This is a genomic window from Lewinella sp. LCG006 (assembly GCF_040784935.1).
In the GTDB taxonomy this organism is placed as follows: Bacteria; Bacteroidota; Bacteroidia; order Chitinophagales; family Saprospiraceae; genus Lewinella.
The window spans coordinates 3,738,702-3,757,493 of record NZ_CP160680.1 but is presented as its reverse complement, the minus strand read 5'-3'; the positions used below and the strand labels follow the sequence as shown (position 1 = coordinate 3,757,493).

General features: G+C 45.3%; 23 protein-coding genes. 7 read left to right on the top strand and 16 right to left on the bottom strand.

The features are described from left to right. The first annotated feature begins 51 nt into the window (after nt 1-51). The 3 genes from AB0L18_RS13535 to AB0L18_RS13525 all read left to right on the top strand — a co-directional run bounded on the left by AB0L18_RS13535 (nt 52) and on the right by AB0L18_RS13525 (nt 2,348). A complete protein-coding gene (locus tag AB0L18_RS13535; RefSeq protein WP_367387832.1) occupies nt 52-429 on the top strand; it encodes a response regulator transcription factor in 378 nt (125 codons plus the stop codon). A 1-nt stretch (nt 430) separates the two neighbouring features. Next, nucleotides 431-1,612 (top strand): sugar transferase, encoded by a 1,182-nt coding sequence (locus AB0L18_RS13530; protein ID WP_367387831.1) that lies wholly within the window; start codon nt 431-433, stop codon nt 1,610-1,612. A gap of 259 nt (nt 1,613-1,871) precedes the next feature. Beyond that, complete coding sequence (locus tag AB0L18_RS13525; RefSeq protein ID WP_367387830.1) at nt 1,872-2,348, top strand: TrmH family RNA methyltransferase; 477 nt, start codon at nt 1,872-1,874, stop codon at nt 2,346-2,348. Here AB0L18_RS13525 and AB0L18_RS13520 read toward each other — a convergent pair. Next, nucleotides 2,336-3,322 (bottom strand): aldo/keto reductase, encoded by a 987-nt coding sequence (locus tag AB0L18_RS13520; RefSeq protein WP_367387829.1) that lies wholly within the window; start codon nt 3,320-3,322, stop codon nt 2,336-2,338. The genes AB0L18_RS13525 and AB0L18_RS13520 overlap by 13 nt on opposite strands. A 78-nt stretch (nt 3,323-3,400) precedes the next feature. On the opposite strand from AB0L18_RS13520, the gene AB0L18_RS13515 reads away from it, so the two are divergent. Beyond that, a complete protein-coding gene (locus tag AB0L18_RS13515) occupies nt 3,401-4,738 on the top strand; it encodes a flavin monoamine oxidase family protein (RefSeq protein WP_367393129.1) in 1,338 nt (445 codons plus the stop codon). After that, nucleotides 4,738-5,406 carry a hypothetical protein gene (locus tag AB0L18_RS13510; RefSeq protein ID WP_367393128.1) on the top strand — a complete coding sequence of 223 codons (669 nt, stop codon included), beginning with the start codon at nt 4,738-4,740 and terminating at the stop codon, nt 5,404-5,406. Before AB0L18_RS13515 ends, AB0L18_RS13510 begins: the two co-directional genes overlap by 1 nt. Nucleotides 5,407-5,646: 240 nt before the next feature. On the opposite strand, the gene AB0L18_RS13505 is transcribed toward AB0L18_RS13510, so the two are convergent. The 14 genes from AB0L18_RS13505 to tgt all read right to left on the bottom strand — a co-directional run bounded on the left by AB0L18_RS13505 (nt 5,647) and on the right by tgt (nt 17,669). Next, nucleotides 5,647-6,843, bottom strand: coding sequence for a hypothetical protein (locus tag AB0L18_RS13505; RefSeq protein ID WP_367393127.1), 1,197 nt, complete (start codon nt 6,841-6,843; stop codon nt 5,647-5,649). A 75-nt stretch (nt 6,844-6,918) separates the two neighbouring features. Next, complete coding sequence (locus tag AB0L18_RS13500; protein ID WP_367393126.1) at nt 6,919-7,269, bottom strand: hypothetical protein; 351 nt, start codon at nt 7,267-7,269, stop codon at nt 6,919-6,921. Nucleotides 7,270-7,530: 261 nt separating this feature from the next. Continuing rightward, nucleotides 7,531-8,013, bottom strand: coding sequence for a DinB family protein (locus AB0L18_RS13495; RefSeq protein WP_367393125.1), 483 nt, complete (start codon nt 8,011-8,013; stop codon nt 7,531-7,533). A 36-nt stretch (nt 8,014-8,049) separates the two neighbouring features. Next, entirely contained in the window at nt 8,050-8,751 is a 702-nt protein-coding gene (locus AB0L18_RS13490; RefSeq protein WP_367393124.1) for a hypothetical protein, read from the bottom strand. 29 nt (nt 8,752-8,780) lie between these two features. Beyond that, nucleotides 8,781-9,005: a hypothetical protein gene (locus tag AB0L18_RS13485; RefSeq protein ID WP_367393123.1), complete on the bottom strand. Its 225-nt coding sequence runs from the start codon at nt 9,003-9,005 to the stop codon at nt 8,781-8,783. Between the two features lie 87 nt (nt 9,006-9,092). After that, entirely contained in the window at nt 9,093-9,851 is a 759-nt protein-coding gene (locus tag AB0L18_RS13480; RefSeq protein ID WP_367393122.1) for a cyclase family protein, read from the bottom strand. Between the two features lie 196 nt (nt 9,852-10,047). Continuing rightward, entirely contained in the window at nt 10,048-10,413 is a 366-nt protein-coding gene (locus AB0L18_RS13475; RefSeq protein ID WP_367393121.1) for a cupin domain-containing protein, read from the bottom strand. 14 nt (nt 10,414-10,427) lie between these two features. Then, nucleotides 10,428-11,315, bottom strand: coding sequence for an NAD kinase (locus tag AB0L18_RS13470; protein WP_367393120.1), 888 nt, complete (start codon nt 11,313-11,315; stop codon nt 10,428-10,430). Nucleotides 11,316-11,328: 13 nt separating this feature from the next. Next, nucleotides 11,329-12,759 carry a gliding motility-associated protein GldE gene (gene gldE / locus AB0L18_RS13465; protein ID WP_367393119.1) on the bottom strand — a complete coding sequence of 477 codons (1,431 nt, stop codon included), beginning with the start codon at nt 12,757-12,759 and terminating at the stop codon, nt 11,329-11,331. 38 nt (nt 12,760-12,797) lie between these two features. Continuing rightward, nucleotides 12,798-13,274 carry a single-stranded DNA-binding protein gene (locus tag AB0L18_RS13460; protein WP_367393118.1) on the bottom strand — a complete coding sequence of 159 codons (477 nt, stop codon included), beginning with the start codon at nt 13,272-13,274 and terminating at the stop codon, nt 12,798-12,800. 21 nt (nt 13,275-13,295) lie between these two features. Then, on the bottom strand, nt 13,296-14,381 hold the full coding sequence (gene mutY / locus AB0L18_RS13455) for an A/G-specific adenine glycosylase (RefSeq protein ID WP_367393117.1): 1,086 nt from the start codon (nt 14,379-14,381) through the stop codon (nt 13,296-13,298). Nucleotides 14,382-14,547: 166 nt separating this feature from the next. After that, on the bottom strand, nt 14,548-15,090 hold the full coding sequence (locus tag AB0L18_RS13450; protein WP_367393116.1) for an RNA polymerase sigma factor: 543 nt from the start codon (nt 15,088-15,090) through the stop codon (nt 14,548-14,550). A 357-nt stretch (nt 15,091-15,447) separates the two neighbouring features. Beyond that, on the bottom strand, nt 15,448-16,533 hold the full coding sequence (locus AB0L18_RS13445; protein ID WP_367393115.1) for an LptF/LptG family permease: 1,086 nt from the start codon (nt 16,531-16,533) through the stop codon (nt 15,448-15,450). Then, nucleotides 16,530-17,669, bottom strand: coding sequence for a tRNA guanosine(34) transglycosylase Tgt (gene tgt / locus AB0L18_RS13440; protein WP_367393114.1), 1,140 nt, complete (start codon nt 17,667-17,669; stop codon nt 16,530-16,532). The genes AB0L18_RS13445 and tgt overlap by 4 nt, the downstream gene beginning before the upstream one ends. A gap of 152 nt (nt 17,670-17,821) precedes the next feature. On the opposite strand from tgt, the gene AB0L18_RS13435 reads away from it, so the two are divergent. Together AB0L18_RS13435 and AB0L18_RS13430 are read left to right on the top strand one after the other, a co-directional pair. Further along, nucleotides 17,822-18,073 (top strand): hypothetical protein, encoded by a 252-nt coding sequence (locus AB0L18_RS13435; RefSeq protein ID WP_367393113.1) that lies wholly within the window; start codon nt 17,822-17,824, stop codon nt 18,071-18,073. After that, nucleotides 18,064-18,465, top strand: a complete 402-nt coding sequence (locus AB0L18_RS13430) for a type II toxin-antitoxin system VapC family toxin (RefSeq protein ID WP_367393112.1) — start codon at nt 18,064-18,066, stop codon at nt 18,463-18,465. Before AB0L18_RS13435 ends, AB0L18_RS13430 begins: the two co-directional genes overlap by 10 nt. A 1-nt stretch (nt 18,466) precedes the next feature. Here the strand turns inward: AB0L18_RS13430 and AB0L18_RS13425 are convergent, their stop codons facing one another. Continuing rightward, nucleotides 18,467-18,745: a hypothetical protein gene (locus AB0L18_RS13425; protein ID WP_367393111.1), complete on the bottom strand. Its 279-nt coding sequence runs from the start codon at nt 18,743-18,745 to the stop codon at nt 18,467-18,469. Nucleotides 18,746-18,792 lie beyond the last annotated feature (47 nt).

Genomic DNA, 18,792 nt, shown 5'->3' with positions numbered 1-18,792 from the left:
TTTCTTGAGGCCTCAAATTCAGCGGCTATATTTGAAAGGTAATAACACACTATGAAACACAATTTACTCATCGTAGACGATAATGAGATGATGCGGGCTTTTCTGTCTCATTATTTCTCTGCCAGCTATCAGGTAAAAATGGCTGATGGTGGTATCGAAGCCTGGCAGTTGCTCGACGAAGGCTATTTCCCTGATTTGATTCTGCTTGATTTGCGAATGCCCGACATTAGTGGCATAGATATGCTCCGCCAGCTGAAATCCTCGGTGATTTTCCATGACATTCCCGTGATTATGGTATCCAGCATTACCAAATCGGGGGAGAAAATAGACTGCCTGCAGGCCGGTGCCGCCGATTACATTACCAAGCCATTCAACCCCAAGGAAGTGGAGGCCAGGGTTCAATATCACCTCAAAGCCAAAAGGGTCTAAGATGAGCAATTCAATTACTTCTACTTTTTCAGCTGTTAATACGGACGCCAAATCGGTCTATGTTTTCAGCAAGCACAATGCAGCATTTATTCCGCTTTGCGAGACCCTTGAATGCCCTTATGCAGTATTTGATTCCCCTGAAGTTTTTCTGCAACAACTAACTGATGATGCGGTTAATGCCAACGTAAATTTGGTACTTTTTGATTTGCGTGACGAGACCATAAGCGCTTTTCAAAAAATTCGTCATCGGATGCTCAAGGAGCAGGCGCTTGCGGGTATCCCCTTTGTGGTGATCGCGCCGTATCCTTCCTTGCAGTGGCGACAGTTGTGCCAAAAATTCAAAGTGACCGATTATGTCCTTTTCTCTCTGGCACAACGTCACCTGAAAGGTCGCTTAAGCCATCTGCTGAGAACAACAAAACCAGAAAAAAAAGAAAGCGCTATCACACAACTTGAGTGGCGGCTTCCGCTTTGGAAACGAGCAATGGACCTTGCTGGAGCCAGCATCTTGTTGCTGCTGCTTTCGCCACTATTATTGACGGTTATTTTATTGATAAAACTGGAGTCGAAGGGGCCGATTTTTTATGTATCGAAGCGCGCAGGACAAGGATTTAGAGTGTTTGATTTCATCAAATTCCGCTCCATGCGCCCAGATGCGGATCAGCTGGTGGAGCAGCTTCAAGACTTAAACCAATATACCACACCTGAGGAGGAAGAAAAAAATGCACTCCGGTCACAGCCTTTAGAGCAGGATTACACCGTGCTTGTCAAAGATGATGCCTACACCTTTGAAGAAGAAGCGTTTGACGAAAAGACCAGTACTTTTTTTAAAGTAAAAAATGATCCTCGCATCACCCACATCGGACATTTTATTCGCAATACCAGCATTGATGAATTGCCCCAACTGTTCAATGTACTGAAAGGAGATATGTCGCTGGTGGGCAACCGCCCGCTCCCCCTTTACGAAGCTGAACAACTGACGGAAGATCACGCCATCCTGCGCTTTGCCGCTCCTGCGGGGATCACCGGTTTGTGGCAAGTCAACAAACGTGGCAAAGGCGACATGAGCGAAGAAGAACGCAAGCAGCTCGACATCCGCTACGCCCTGGAATACAACTTCTGGATGGACCTCAAGATTTTGTGGAAAACGCTACCAGCGGCGGTGCAGGAGGAGAGTGTTTAGAGGTTGATGGTTGTTGGTTGTTGGTTTGTCTTTTCAGCTAGTGTCTGATAATCAGGTCGGAAGTGGGAAGTGGGAAGTCGGAAGTCGGAAGTCGGAAGTATTTTAGGTTCGCTAGAAGCAGAAAACTAAAATAGGCATGGGAAAACAGTACTTACTTCCGACTTCCTCCCGATAGCTATCGCCCCCACCTCCGACTTCAAAGAAGAAATTTAGCTAGCGAAAAATCTGCTACCTTTACGGCTCGTCAATTTCCCCTTTCATGGATTTGCTGCTTTACGCTCCTGAGTACCGGCCCAATATGTCATCGATGATTCGTTCTGCGGAGTTCTTTGGGTTTAAGCGTATTTACATTTACGATCAAAATGGCTTGCTTACGCCGCCAGACAATAAGAAAGGGCGGGCCAATATGGAGCACATGGCCAGGGTTTGGACCGCCGGGGCGGTCAATCACATTGATATCATCACGCTAGAAGACCCCATTGATTTTCTACAAAACTATACGGGCAGAAAGGTGGGCACGCTCGTCAATGAGGATGCCCAACACTTGAATGCCTTTAGCTGGCAGGCCGAGGATCTCATCCTCTTTGGCAGCGAAAAAGACGGCCTGCCGGAGGAAGTCATCCAACATTTAGACGCCACCGTTTATATCCCCAGCTTCGGGCAAACTGATTGTCTCAATGTAGCGGTGAGTTTCGGCATTGTCGTCGAAAAGGCGATGCAACATCACCACAAGTGATGCACCTCTGGTTGGATATACTCCTCGTAGATCGCATTCATGGCACTTACTTGTGCCGCGCTGAGGGTTGGGCGATCATAAACGGAGAAATTGGAAGCCAAATGCGCCAATTTCGAAGCACCGGGAATAACACAACTTACCTCCGGATGCGTTAAAATCCACTGCAAGGCAATCGGTGCCAGGTTTTTTTCTTCAGGAAACAAGGCTTTCAACTTCGCCACGGCAGCCAAACCTAAATCATAATCAACACCAGAAAAAGTTTCTCCTTTATCAAAACCAGCGCCGTCGCGGTTGAAATGGCGGTGGTCATCTTTCCCAAATACGGTATTTTCGTGGTAAAGCCCCGTCAGTAAACCACTCGCCAGGGGTACGCGCACAATGATGCCCACCTTTCGTTTTGTTGCTTCTTGGAAGAACAATGCTGCCGGACGTTGTCGGAAGAGATTAAAGATGATCTGCACCGTACTTACGTTTGGGAACTCAATCGCCTTGAGGCCTTCTTCTACCTTTTCTACACTCACACCCAGATGGAGAATTTTTCCTTGTTCTTTAAGCCGTTCAAAAGTTTCGAAAATTTCTGGGCGGTAATATACTTCCGTGGGCGGGCAGTGCAGTTGGATCAGGTCCAGGCACTCCAGCCCTGTCCGGCGCAAGCTGTCTTCTACAAATTTCACCAATACATCGGGTTGGTAGCCTTCGTTGGTATGTGGATTGATCTGGCGCCCGCATTTGGTAGCAAGGTAAATACGTTCCGAGCGCTGGCGTATTACCCGACCGACGGCCGTTTCGCTCAGTCCCCCTTCGTAAACATCCGCCGTATCAATAAAATTAACGCCGGCGTCGATGGCTGCATTAAGGATTTCATCGGCATTTTTATCATCAAAACCACTTCCCCATTTCCCCCCAACCTGCCAGGTGCCCAAGGAGAGCTCAGAAATTTCAAAACCGGTTTTTCCTAATGTTCGATACTGCATGGTGAGAAAGACTTTTTGTAAAAAAATATATGATTAGCTTAGAGCGGTCAATTCATCTCCAAGAATAAACATTTCCTGATGGACAAGAGACGTTTTTTACAACTTTCCAGCTATTTATCCATTGGCAGTTTGCTCTTACCCCAAGCTTTTTTATCCTCCTGTAGCGAAGAAACGCTCCTTGCTGATTTAACTTACGATGGAGAAGTGCTCATTATTGGCGCGGGGGCAGCCGGGCTTTATGCAGGCTATCTGCTGCAAGCTCGTGGTATAAGATTCAAAATTTTGGAGGCTGACAGCCGCTATGGGGGGCGTATGGGAAAAATTGCAGATTTTGCCGATTACCCTCTCGACGCTGGTGCCCAATGGCTGCACGGAGCCAACAATATTGTCAGTGATCTGGCAGTAAATTCGGTTGTAAAAGTAAATTTGGATGAAAGCACCGAGAAGTATTGGTTCTTAAACGAACTGGTAGATGAACTGCCCCTCAGTACAGATATCTTTGAAGGAGAGGATCTTCCGGATATCTCGTTTAAAGATTATGCTCTCCAGCGAGGATTGAACGAGGATTATGCCTACATCATTGAGCAAATCGCGGGTGATCAAGGTGCATCTGCCGACCAGTTATCGGTGTTTCACAACAACCGTGAAGAAGAAAACTGGAATTCGGGAGAAGAAGACTATAAATTCCCGGCAACGTTTTTCGATCTTATTGATCAAAAAATTGCGACACCGATTCAACAGCACATCCAACTAAACACGCCGATAAAATCAATCGACTACACCGATGACATCATCACGGTAAGCGATACCCAGGGGAATACCTATTTTGCGGACAAGGTTATACTTACTGTCCCGATCACGGTTCTCCAGGCAGGTGATATTGATTTTATCCCTCCATTGCCCGCAGAAAAAACAGAGGCTTTTAATCGCATCGGCATGGGCCCCGGGATGAAGGTTTTCCTGAAATTCAGTACCCGTTTCTTTGACCAAAACATTATTGGCGGGGCCGTTTGTGCAGCTTATGCCGATGAGAGTGTTGGTAAAAACGGGAACGACCATGTGCTACTGGCCTTCGTCATGGGAGAACAGGCAGCAGCGCTTTCGGCACTAGCCAACGACGAGCTGATCATCGCAGCGCTGCTGGAAGAGCTGGACACCATGTACGCTGGGCAAGCTAGTGCTAGTTTTGTCGCCGGCCACGTTGAGGATTGGAGCCGTAAACCGTATATCAGGGGAGCCTATTCCTTTAGTACCGTAGGCATGGGCAATGCCCGAGCAATTGCCGCCCAACCGCTTGAAGACAAACTATTCTTCGCCGGAGAAGCGATGAATATTAATGGCCACCATCAATCTGTTCACGGTGCTGTAGAATCTGGCTACCGGGAAGTCATCAACTTACTAAATACCGTTGGATAATGAAGATAGGATTTTTTGTGACCAGTTTGGTCTTGTTGTGCGCCAGTTCACTGTTTGCTCAGGGTTATACGGCCGCTATTTCCTATGGGTACCTCCACGCGCCAGAATGGAACAAGGCCATCCAGACCTATAATTTCTCCCGCCCTTTCCTGGACACCCCTCAGCCATTGCTTTCCACGGGCGTTCAGGCAAGCCTCGAGTTCCCACTAAACCCAAGAGGCAACAGCCACCTGATGCTCGACCTGGCCTGGTACCGCAGCAGCGCAGAAAACCCCAATTTTGCAGCGACGCTTAATCAATACCTGTTAGAAGTAGGTTATCTGCACCATTTGTTCAGCGATCAACTTCCTGATCAATTTTCAGTCAAGGCTGGCGTCGCTATCGTAGGTGGGGCCCTTCTCAGAAGCATCAATGGGGAACCACTCGTGTACGACGAATCCAATGCCAATGCCTTGGGTATAGGCGGCGGCGTTCGGTTGAACGTAAGCTATGACTTAATCGACAATGGTAAAGTCAGCGTTGGCCCCTTCCTTGGCGTTCAATACACCCCCTATTACTATGCTCCAAAAACGGAAGCTATCCTGAACCAAACAACTGGTTTAACGGGTAAGGAATGGACCTCCATTTTTGGGGGCAGGGTGGGTATTGTGGTGGCTTTTGGGGGGTAAGTGAATGTGATGGGGGAGTAATCATTATGGTAGGCTGATCGTACCAGTGCGATCATACAATTCGACTCAAAGTCGGATTCCGATAGCTATCAGAAGGAAAGCGGAAGTCGGAAGTAGTGGAACACACGAAGACCAAGAGGAAAGCACGTCACTTGGTGAACCTAATTCCCACTTCCGACTTAGGAAGAATCCCCAATCGTACCAGTGCGATCATACGTTTAAGCAACAGCAGGTATCTTTCTAGTTCAACCGATAACCAACGTTAAATAGCAACCTCATTACTTTCTCGTATTGTACATCCATGCGTAAGCGACCAATATTTACGCCGCCCCCAACCCCAAAAAAAATCCTCAGAGACCTTCCTGCATAGGGAGCGTAACCTCTAGGAACGATCTGTATTTGCCCTCCAGGCAAGAAAATAGTCTCAGTTTTACGTATTTCGCCATTCTCTGCTAACACGGAACCTATCAGCCCAAATTTTATAAAAGGTTGCACTTTTTCACCTTTCGTCATGTAGTAATCTGCCCATACGGGCATACGCATAGCCCAGCCACCATCTAATCTGAAGGGCTCATTATTTTGCCCCTCTCTATAGTTAAATTTAAGATACTCCAACCCTAGACCTATTTCAAAAGAGTTATCCACTGCAGGATTGAATGTTCTGAAAAAGTAGCTAAATCCGAAGCAATTATTCACGAAACTTTTATTTTGTACAGCTGGCGAGGGCACCCAACTTAGCTGGGTAAAATGGGCAAATTCCGTTGTTTTTTTGGGAGCTATTGCCCTTGGAGGAGTGAAATCAGGATAAGTATACGCGAGATACTTGTTCAATAACTCCACTAAGTCTTCATCGGTATAGGTGATGTCATCAATAGCCGTGATGGCTTGCGGCCAGTCTCTCATCACATACTTGAGAGCTCCACGATATTTATCAGACATCCTGGAATAAACGCCTGTAATTTGCCGCTCTGTAATTTCTAGTTTAACCATAGTCCCATCAGGTATTTTCAAATAATACACCCAAGGCGGAATCCCTGAAACTACTTTAAAGTACTCATTCCCAAATAATCCAAGCCGATACAACTCATAGGGCCCTTCGTACAAAATTTGAGCCATGCGATCTTCTTCAATATCCTCTTCCTTATCGAAATCATGGTATTGATGACGAATTTTTCGGTAGGCTTTGCCTGATTCCGTAAAACCAAATCCTTGTAAGTCTATTGGAGTATATACCTGTACTTCAGTGCTATCTCTAAGCGATTGAAATTTCACTTCTCGAGAGAGAATTATTTCATTGTCCAAATTGAGAGTACCTACTAATGTATCCCCTTCATTACTAATTAAATACCCTGGAGCAGGGTTAGCGATTTGAGCAGCGAGGTAACCAAAGGGCAGGAATAAAAAAGCCTGAAAGCATCTTATTAAGAGAGATTGCATAGCAAAACCGTTTCAAGAGTGAGCTCAGCGAATATATAATGCTGACATTAATGCAAACAAGTTAATACAATTTCTTCACTCCCTCATCCCCCCATCCTTCCAAGCCTGCAATACTGCAATTTGTGCCCTGCTCAGCGGTGCCTGCCGCATTTTGTAGGGCATAAATTTGCGGTTACTAGGTGCTAATTGTACCCGGTAAAGTATATCATCGATCTTCTCTTTGACAGTTTCGTAGGTGTGGAGCTGGCGTTTTTTGCTTTCCCTTACGCCGTGACAGGATAGGCAATGCACTTCAAAAATTGGGCGAATATGCTGCTGGTAGGTGACAGGAGAACGTTGGGAATTAGAGGTCGGGAATAGTGGCGCGGCACTACTTAATAAAAAAGTAGCAAAACCAAGGGTAATAATAAAAAGTAAATTTTTCATAGTAGAAACAACTTAGCTGGACTTTCAGCAAAAGTCCGTACATGGATTACCTACGGTGATCGTCGCAGGCTCCTCAGAGTTCGGCTTGCTTCGCAAACCTATAGTGTAGGGTAAGGGATCAAAAAAGATATAAGGTGTAATTCCCAAAAGGAGTGAAAAAGTAGATATTGTAAATTAGGTATTCTTCCACCCCTGGTTTTGGTATTTTATACCATCTCCCAGAATTCCCTCTACGATTTTCGGCATTTGCCGAAAATCCAGCTAAGCCATTCTCAACAAAAATCGCTCTATTTGGCGACGGTGTCTTAAAATGTGAACAATGGCATGTTCCATAAGTTGTTCCACATCATAATGCTGCCCCCAGGTTACTTTGATTTTCTTATCAGGGTCGTACTCCTCCAATTGCAGGTTCGGATAATCAGCAAAAAGCTGTTCATTGTAAGCAAACATTCTCTCTAGATCTTGCTGATAAGCAGAGATCGTAGAATGCGTTTTACGTTCCCAATATGCAAGTTCTTCTCCCTTGTATTTCCTGATCGCAATCGCATAACCATAACCCGCACGTACAACATGGGTAAGTATGGTTTGTATAGAGCGGCAATCCAAATCATCGGTATCAGGATCAACAATACTCACCAGTTGATCATTGGTGACCGTAGCTATCAATTTTTGCAATGCTTGCACTGCCAGTTCATATTCATCCAGCAGGGCACCTACAGCACCGTTGTCCCGATATGATTTCATCCCCGTATTTTGCTTTGCTAAACTTTTGTTTCGTATTTATCTTTTCCCACCTCCCACAGCTGCTTTAGCCTGCTGAACAGAAGATTCCAACTCTTTTAATCTTGCTTCTGCTTTCTCAATAGCCATTTCACGGCGACTGATTTCTTCTTCTGACAAGGTACCCTTAGACTTAGCTTCTTCGAGTGCCTGCCGGGCACGACCAATTTTAGTCTTAGCTTCCGACTCTACGTCTTCTGCTGTAGCAACTTTTTCACGGGCGTCCGATTTGCGTTCAGCATGTTGAGCGCGAGCTGCTTCTGCACGTTGCTGCCCGAATTCCTTGCCCTCCATTTCACCCTTATCACGGCCATAAGCATTGCCTTTGCCACGCTCGTCTCCTTCTTCGTACACATCATCGTCATCACGATCGCCTCTTTCATTATCCTTTCCCGGGCGATCCTTGCCTTGCCCTACATGCTCTTCGTCTTTACTTTGTCTACCTTCTTGGCCCTTGGGTTCGCTATTGCCTTTATTAGGGTTTCCCGCATTTTCTTTTCCCTGCCCGACCGCAGCCTCACCAGTATTAGCCTTATCACTACTATGACTAGCAGCTTCATTGGCCTTTTCATTACCACGAACAACATGTTCTTTCGCCCGTTCTTCTTGCTTCTCTTTGCCTTTACCTTGCGCTTGAACTGGGCTAAAAGCTCCCAATAGGAAAACCAGTGTTACCGCGCCCAAAATTTTTATAACGTTCATAATTCATTGATTTTTAATTATTAATAATTCTATTCTCCCTCTGGAAACAACTCATCAAGTTCCTCTAATGCGTCCTTTAATTCTTTGGTATTTTCATCTACCTCTTCCAGAGAAGTGTCAATGACTTGACTTAAAGAATCTAAGCGGGCAGCTTCCGCTTCTGCCTTTAAATCAGCTTCAGAAGGCCCAGACGGGCCACAAGCCCACAAGCCTAAAAGTAGTAGTGTGGGTAACAAAAACATTAGTTTTTTCATGATGATTGGTTTTGATTTTAATGAATGATATGATTAAGACGTTCCTAAATAATCGTTGTCACTTAATAAAAAAATGGTAAGCATGTGCTAATCAGCTACCGCACGGTACAAAACCGGCTTACTAGGGCTGGCATCCAGTTGCATACTTGTTATTTGATGTTGAAGCAGATACAAACCATCCTTAATGGTATCCGCTACAAAAACCAGCTCCGTAATTGTCGCCCCCAAACGCGTAGCGTAAGGGTATTGCCAAAAAGCTTTGTGCGCAGACAATGCTCCCCCATCCTGTTCCCGGTCTACAGAGGGGAGATCCAGCAAGAGGTGTTCCACGCCATAATCGACCAACAGTTGAGCAGCGTCGGCCGCCAAATAGGGCGGATTGGTACCCGAGTAACTACGCTCCAACTTTTGCTCATCATTAGGTAGCGTTCTGATAACCACGGCAGTAGTCTCTCCCGGCCGCAACACTTCCGCTAGTTGGTCGCGCTCAATCACCCGGTCGCCATCCTCCAGCTTGCGGGGAAAGATGCTGATCAGGCGAGCCGGATGGTGGTACTTTTCCAGACAATTGCTCAAATAGTAAGGCTCCCTGCTGATGTGGCCCACGCACTCCGTATGTGTTCCGTTGCCGTGGGGATTAAGTCGTATATTTTTGAAATTCACGACTCCTCCTTCGGCAGTCGACCCCACAAAATCGCCCATCACGACGGGAGAGCTTTCTGCCAGTGGTGCGTAAAAACAATTCGGGCCTCGCCCATCAAAACGCAGCGCGATACTGATATCCAGGGGCTGGCTAAGGTCTGCCTTAAAAGCTTTTCCGCTTATCTGAAAATGTACCTTCATCATCGTCCTATTTTAAGGTGAGGCAGGGGTTAAAAATTTGATCACCAGGCAATTACTCCCCCCAACCTCACCGTACTTGGTATTGGGTACTGTGTACTTGGATTAAAAGGTGTTCCATCTAAGTACTTAATAAAGTGAAGTTTGGTAATGGAATTCCTCTAGCTTCAAGAGCTTTGTGTACCAACTTCACGTTATTTTATTATATCCAATCGTAACTGTGCTTGGTGAGCTCGTGCGTCACCTCTCCCGTGTGCTTGGTGCTATGGGGTTCTACCAGCATAAGGTGCACTTCCTGTCCATCCTTGGTGCGGGGGCGATGCTCTACACCTGCGGGTACAACCACCATATCTCCTGGGCCTAGCTCCACCGTATGCTCAGGGAAATCAATATACAACACTCCTTTGAGGATAAAAAACATTTCGTCTTCTTGCGCATGGTTGTGCCAAACGAAATCGCCCTGAATCTTAGCGAGTTTGACGTGCTGCCCATTCAAGTCGGCAATAACTTTGGGCGTCCATTGTTCTTCGAACAGGGATAATTTTTGCTGGAGGTTGATCTTTTGCATTGGCTTGTTTTTTACTAATCATCATTCCGCGTATCCTGCCCCCAATTGAGCTTGCCCCTGAGGGTATCCAAAAAGTCAATATCCTGTAAATTGACTAATCTGATGTTGAAGCCATTTTTACGAACCGCCAATTGGTGGGCTGCGGTAATGGTCTCAAAGCGAGAATCCAGGGTACAGAGGAAATTTTCTGCACGCCCTTCTATTTCAAAAGAGATCACCGCATCATCGCTCATGACAATGGGCCGTACATTGAGGTTGTGAGGAGCTACCGGCGTGATGATAAAGTTTCCCGAGCCGGGAAAAATGATCGGCCCACCACAGCTTAGACTATAGCCGGTTGAACCGGTTGGGGTAGCCACAATAATGCCATCGGCCCAGTAGGAATTGAGATAAGCACCGTTGATATAAGTATGAATGATGATCATACTGGAAGTATCCCGCTTGAGGATGGTAAAGTCATTCAGCGCATAGGGCATTTCATCAAAAAGAGGTAGATTAGACTCCAGGTACAAAGTCCGCCTTTCCTCTATCCGATACATTCCACGCTGTAGCTTGGTGATGGCTTCGCGGATCAGTTTTTTCTCAATGGTAGCCAAAAAACCAAGCCGCCCCAGATTGATGCCCAGCAAGGGCGTCTTGCTATCTCTGATTTGGGTGATCGCTTCGAGGATAGTCCCATCTCCCCCCAAGGTGATACAATAATCGAACTGCTTTACCGAAAAATCGATGTAACCTTCGAAGCTACCAACATCGCGCTTGAAATTGATCACTCCTTTAAGCATCTGCAAATAAGGAGCGTACACGTAGGTATTGATATGAAAATCAGCAAGTACATCGAAGAGCTCCTGAATAAAAGGAACATCTTTTTGCTTCAACTTTTTACTAAATACGATGACTTGCATGGCCTTACGGGGCTTAATCTTCTCCGGTACGGAGCATGGTGATCAAAATGCGTTCTATTCTTCTTTGGCTTACTTCAAGTACTTTAAAACGGAAGTTTTCCAGCAGCATTTCGCGGTCTTTCTTAGGCATCCGCCCCAGGCGTTCTAAAAACAAGCCTGCCAAAGATTCCGATTCACCTTTGATGGCATCAAATGAATCGGTATCAATGCCCATGATGCGGCAAGCATCATTGAGGAGGGTTTTGCCTTCGAAGACGTAATTGTAATCATCTATCTTTTGGTAAACGACATCCGGCTCGTCATCAAATTCATCCTGGATTTCTCCGATAATTTCTTCCAATACATCTTCCAAGGTTACAATTCCTGAGGTACCTCCATACTCATCCACCACTACGGCCATGTGCAAGCGTTCGCGCTGAAAATCATTCAGCAGGTCATTGAGTTTTTTTGATTCTGGTACAAAGAGCACATTGGTACGGATCAAATCCTGCCAGCTGAATTCCGACGATTCGTTGCGGTGCATCAACAGGTCTTTTACGTAAAGAATCCCGATAACATTGTCGGCATCTTTTTCGTAAACCGGAAAACGGGAGTAGCCTGCATCCTTTATGGTGCCCAGTACTTCGGCGTAGTTAGACGTATCGTTGAGGCCAATGACATCTACTCGGGCACGCATCACCTGACGTACACTTACTTCAGGAAATTTGATAATCCGCCTCAGAATATCCAAATCCTGGCCACTGTCTTCTTCTTGCGAGACGGTCAGCTCAATGGCTTCGTCAATTTCCTGTTTGCTCGTGAGGCCTACGCTGGATTGTTTAGCCGCCAGGCGTTTCTCCATCCAGTGGGACCAGTTGACCAACAGGTTGCTCAAGCCTGAGAAAATCTGCATCAAAAAACTGAGGGGTAGGGACATGGCACGGGCAAGTCGAATACTATTGAGCGTGGCGTACACTTTGGGCGTAACTTCCCCAAAAAGCACCAGCATGGAAGTAATTCCCAAGACGGTAATGCTGAAGTAAATACCATTCCCGATGGTGCTGGCAGCATAGTTTTGCAAGAAAGCCAGGCTCTGCTGCAAATCAACACCCCAAGCCAGCGTCTTTTCAATAGGAATGATCTGCCGAAATTCGATTTCAGCCAGCAACACAATCGCAATGTTGATGAAATTATTGCTGATCAAAATGGTAGCCAGCAGCTTTTCGGGTTGGGTAAGCAACCAAAGCACGCGGCGACTATTGCTTTGCTCCTCTTGTTCGAGGCGTTCCAGGTCGTTGGGCGACAGTGAGAAATAGGCGATTTCCGAGCCGGAAACCAATGCTGAGCAAGCAAGCAAAATCAGCAAGCCTACAATTCCTAGTGCAATTTGCCATTGTGGACTGATCCACAGCAAAAAGTCCAACGTTCCTAGAAGATAGATGATACTGTCCGGTTCGGGTTCCAATCGATTATCGTTAATCTAAAAAATCAGACACTGCTGTATTAGAAAGGTAGATCATCATCGGCGTCCATTTCTGGTGCCGGTGGTGTAGAAGGAGCAGGAGCGCTCTCACTCTCACGAGCTACATTGGTTTCACTGTAAGGCATTTCGTCATCCGTACTTGGGAAATAACCACCGTTGCTGTCACCTCCTTCTCGGCGATTCAAAGCTCTGAAATAGCTCGCAACAACTTCGGTTGTTTTACGATTATTACCATCCTTATCCTGCCAGGTACGGTGGGTAAGTTTTCCTTCCAGATAAACCTGCGCCCCTTTGGTGAGCTGGCTTTCAGCTCTTTCTGCCAAATTCCGCCATACCACTACATCGTGCCATTCGGTCTGGGTTTGCCACTCGCCAGTTTTGTCGCGATAATTTTCGTTGGTAGCAACAGAAAATTTTGCAACGACAGCACCATTCTCAAGACGACGAACTTCAGGATCGCGCCCAAGATTTCCGATAAGGATTACCCGATTGACCATAGACTAAATAAGGTATTGTTATTAAAATAAATATAGCGAATTATCATCGAAGTACCAACTGATGACTTTCGGGAAAGCAAATTTACTGCAATTTTCCGGCTTGATGAGATTAAATCCTTCAGGGAGTTTATTTGTAAGGTCTCCGGTATACTTAATTTCCCAAAAAACAGCAATTATTCGCTGGTGAGTGAGCTCTTGTTTACGAGGTCCAAGCTTACGGCTTAACACCAATTGGTCCTTTGTTAACCAAGCTGGCCAGGATGGTTCCTTTTGTAATGCGGACAAAGTGTCCATCGCGGTATTGGTTTCCACCAATGGAAATTGGTAAAGATTGCGCCAAATATCTTTTCCCGTTCTTTTTTCTATGATCCTAAAATCGGGGTGTTGAATGACCAGGTAATTAAAATACCGCGTGCTGCGCTTCAGCTTTTTTACTTTAACTGGCCGTTCAGCAATGGTGCCTTCCCTTAAAGCCTGACATTCTTGCGCCAAAGGACAAGCTTCACACAAAGGATTTTTGGGGGTGCACACCGTAGCACCCATATCCATCATTGCCTGGTTGTAAGTAGCTGCCGCGTCCTTGGGCAGCATTTGTTGAGCCAAGCGGGCATAATGCTTTATTCCCTGAGAAGTATCTATTGGCGTAGTATCGTCAAAAAAACGAGATAAAAGACGATATACATTACCATCAACTACTGCATAGGGCAACTGAAAAGCAAAAGAAGCAATGGCCGCCGCAGTGTATGGCCCCACCCCCTTGAGCGACCGGATATTTTCGTAGTCGCTTGGAAATTCACCATTGAAGGTGGTATGAATATATTTTGCAGCCGCGTGCAAGTTTCGTGCACGCGAATAATATCCCAAGCCTTCCCACATTTTCATCACCTCGTCCTCGGGAGCCATGGCTAAATGGTTAACCGTAGGATAGCGCTCACTGAATTTCTTGAAATAAGGTGCCCCTTGCTCTGCTCTTGTCTGTTGAAGGATGATCTCCGATAACCAGATAAGATAGGGGTCTGTGATGTGTTTCCAGGCCAGCGGACGGCGTTCTGGTTCGTACCAATCCAATAGTGCTGTTGTAAAAAAAGAAGAAGAAAGATCAGCCATAAAACGAAGATACGAATAAGTGCTTGTTTGGGATGCAGTAGGTAAAAGAACAAAGGTAAACGATGAAACAAAAAATGACGGTAGCAAAACAAGTTTTGCTACCGTCATTTTGATTTCCAGTCAATTAAGGATTGTTCCTTGGGGTTATTCCTAATGTAGAGGAATACTATTGCACCTCAATTTCTTTCTTGAAAAAATTAAGCTGTCCATAGCTTTTTTTGATCTGTACTTTAAGGTCCTTACGAGCAAAGAAAATACGGCTCTTTACCGTTCCCAAAGGAAGCTCAAGGTAATCAGCAATTTCCTGGTACTTATACCCTTGGTAGTGCATCAAGAACGGAATACGAATGCTCTCGTCTAAGGTATCAATCATGCGGGTAAGCTCTTTCATCATAATGCTACTTTCTGCTTTGTTACCAATAGCGTTATCACCAGAGTTAATGTAATACTGATTATCGGTAGTATCCATAATGGTGTTAGCCTTTACTTTCTTCCGGTAATTATTGATAAAGATGTTCTTCATGATAGTGAAGAGCCAAGCTTTAAGATTGGTGCCTGGACGAAACTTTTCACGGTTCGTAATGGCTCGGTAAGCGGTCTCTTGATAAAGATCACGCGCATCTTCTGTATTCTTAGTCAGGCTATAGGCAAATGACTGCAATAGATTGGCCATTTTATTAAGACTATCGTTGAATTCAATGCTGGACATAATTAGAGACTTGTAGTTAGGATCGTATTGACGGAACAACTGTTCGTTGTTGTTGAACCAAATTTACGTCATGTTTAAACAAAAACCAAACGATGGCAAGATTAATTTAAGAGCAAAAAGCCAACGAGAAGCAAAAATCATCAACAATCAATCACTAAAACACTGATAAACAATTATTTAAATAAAAATATCGATGTAAATACATTTATATAAATTTTTCAAAAAAAAATGAAAGTAATGAAATTTTGTTTAGACTTAGCCCTCAAAACGGCTTGTTTTGTTAAACGAAATAGACAATTTCACCTTTCTAGAGTAGGCGTGTTAGACAAAAAGGAGGTACTTAAACGGAGAAGGCGCTTATTTTTGAGCTTTGGCAATCAACAAAATGGCTATTGCGCCAAAGAAAAGATTAGGCATCCAGACGCTGAGTACGACGGGTAAGGCATTGCCCGCCGCAAAAACAGAAGAAAACCGGGAAAGAATGAGAAATAGTGCTCCCAGTAAGATACCAACGGCCAGATGTATACCCAAGCCACCTCGCACTTTTCTTGCAGCAATGGCAACGCCGATCAATGTCAAAATAAGCACAGTGATCGGCTCGGCCGTTCGTCGCCAGAGCTCCGCCTCGTATTTGGCGGTGTTCCCTACGCCTCGCGCTCGCTGTTTTTGGATGTAGCTGGAAAGCTCGAAGGTATTCATCATTTCGTGCTGCTCCTTGTATTCTATAAAATCTGCGGGCTGCATACTTAGCACGGTATCCATTTGTTCGCCCTGGCCCGAGACGATGGTTTCTTTGAGCCCATCAAAAGTTCGAATTTCATAGTTGACCAAGCGCCATTTGTCAGGTGGGCCCAACCACTCTGCACTGGAAGCCTTGAGCAGATAGACCAATTCGTGATTGGCAAATCGTTCGAGACGAAAACCACGAATGGTACTGTCCCGCTTGCGCCAGAAATTGACATAAGCCTTTGTGTCTGGATCAAGAAACATGTGAATGTTACGCTGTTTACCTTGGTCGCGGTTGGGATCAAAATATTTACGCTCCAATTCCAGACGGGTTTTGGTACCCTCCGGGATAAAATAGTGGCTTCCCAGGGCATGGATAATAGCAATAAAAACAGCTCCTATCAGATACGGCCGTAAAAGACGCCGGAAGCTCACCCCAGCATTGAAGATGCTTAGTATCTCTGAGTTATTCGCCAACCGCGACGTAAAGAATACCACCGCGATGAGGGTAAACAAGGGAAAGAGCAAGCCATAGATGAAAATGATAAAGTTGGGAAAATACCCAAAAATGATTTCCGACTTGGTAATATCCGATTCAATAAACTTCTCCACCTTTTCACTAAAATCAATGATCACCGTGATCATCGTAAAGATCAAAACGGTAAAGAAAAAAGTAGAAAGGAATTTCTTCAGTATGTACCAGTCTAGTAGTTTCATAACCTCGTTTCCAGCTTTGGCACCATTTCCTCTTTCCAACGTGCAAAATCACCGTTTTGGATATGTGTACGTGCCTCTTTAACCAACCACAGAAAGAAAGATAAGTTGTGGATCGAGGCCAGTTGCCCTCCCAGCATTTCGCCACTGTGGATCAAGTGTCGCAGAAAAGCTTTGCTATGGTAGCGACTGGTCGCACAGGGGCCATCTTCATCAATGGGGCTGTGATCATCTTTCCACTTCAGGTTTTTGATGTTCATCAGCCCATTCCGGGTGTATAGCATTCCGTGCCGGGCGTTACGCGTAGGCAATACACAGTCAAACATATCCACGCCCAGCGCAATGCACTCCAATAGATTGACGGGAGTACCTACGCCCATCAGGTAGCGTGGTTTATCAGCGGGCAAAATATCACAGCACAATTCCGTGGTACGGTACATTTCGTCCGACTTCTCCCCTACCGACAAGCCGCCAATGGCATTGCCTGGCATATCGTAGCTGGCTACCGTTTCGGCACTGGCCCGGCGCAAATCTTCAAACGTACTGCCTTGAACAATCGGAAACAGGTTTTGCGTGTAACCATATTTGTCTGGCGTCGCCTGAAAATGATCCACACAGCGCTTTAGCCAACGATTCGTCAGGTCCAAGGAATCCTTGGCATAACGGTACTCACAGGGATGCGGTGGACATTCGTCGAAAGCCATAATAATATCACCACCAATACTCCGCTGAATGTCTATCGCGCGCTCAGGCGTAAAGACGTGCTTGGAACCATCAATGTGGGATTGGAAAGTAACGCCTTCCTCCTTGATCTTACGACGGTGAGCCAGAGAATACACCTGGTAACCACCGCTATCGGTAAGGATCGGTCCGTGCCAACCGTTGAATTGGTGTAAGCCACCAGCATTTTCCAACACCTCGGTACCAGGGCGCAAGTACAAGTGGTAGGTATTCCCCAAAATAATCTGGGCTTTGACATCATCACGCAACTCATGGGCGTGCACGCCTTTTACAGAACCTACCGTCCCGACGGGCATAAAAATTGGCGTTTCGATCTCACCGTGGTCCGTCGTGATCGTCCCCGCCCTGGCTTTGGAGCCTGGGTCGGTATGTTCCAGTTTGAATTGTAATTGTGGCATAAGTATCGTTCGGGCCGCAAAGGTATTGAAAGTATGGGAATAAGGACAAAAAATGGGCGTTCAGCTTGCTTCTTGAAGTTAAAAATGATATATTGAACCACAAAATGAACTAAAATAGTTCACTTTTGGTTTGTTTTATAAATTTAGCTAAAATGAAATCAATCACTATTCATAATCTTGATAAAGTAGTTGCTCAAAAAATCCAGCAAATGGCTAGTGAAATGGGCTTAAGTCAAAATAAACTTATCAAGAGGTTACTCAGACAATCACTAGGCTTAAGTGATACGCCTACAGAAATGAATAATTTTGAAAAATTTTGTGGCTGCTGGTCCGAACAAGCAGCAGCAGAATTCGGTGCAAACACTTCTACTTTTGACCTTATTGATACTGAGCTATGGGATTAACAAAAATAATCCTGGACACCAATGCCTACGCTGCTCTCTTGAAAGGAGACCAACAAATCCTCAAACTTATCAAAGAAGCCCAGGAAGTAATTCTTCCTGCATTTGTTATTGCTGAATTATTGTTCGGTTTAAAAAAGGGTACTCAGACTGAGAAAAACCTCGAAATTCTCGCCGATTTCGAAAGCTACCCTAAAGTAAGGAGACACTATCCAGGTGCTGAGACCTTGCAAATTTTCGCAGAACTGATGCTGCAATTAAGAACAATTGGCCGACGGATTCCTACTCACGATATATGGATTGCAGCTATCAGTATTGAATCAGGAGGTACATTGATAACGTACGACCGCCACTTTGATCACATTACTGGCTTGCGACGTTGGCAAGCGAGTTAACTTACTCCTCCTCCTGCCTAGCTATAAACTTCATCACCTGTTTGTAAAACTTCAGCGAACTTTCTTCCAGTTGCTCCTCCTCAATAGGCATTCCTGCGATAATCTCTAACAGGACGTTCATCCGCCCCTCGGTATCGTAGAACTTATTGATAACGGCTACCTTACGGTCTTCTACGATACAATACCCCGAGTTAAAGTTCCCTTTCTCGTACCGAATGGTATATTCGATATCACTGAAAAGTGTTTCCAGTTTTTTGAGGTTATGGCGGGTGTATTTCATATTACTTAACAACTATTTAGAACCACAATATTACGAAAATTGTAAAG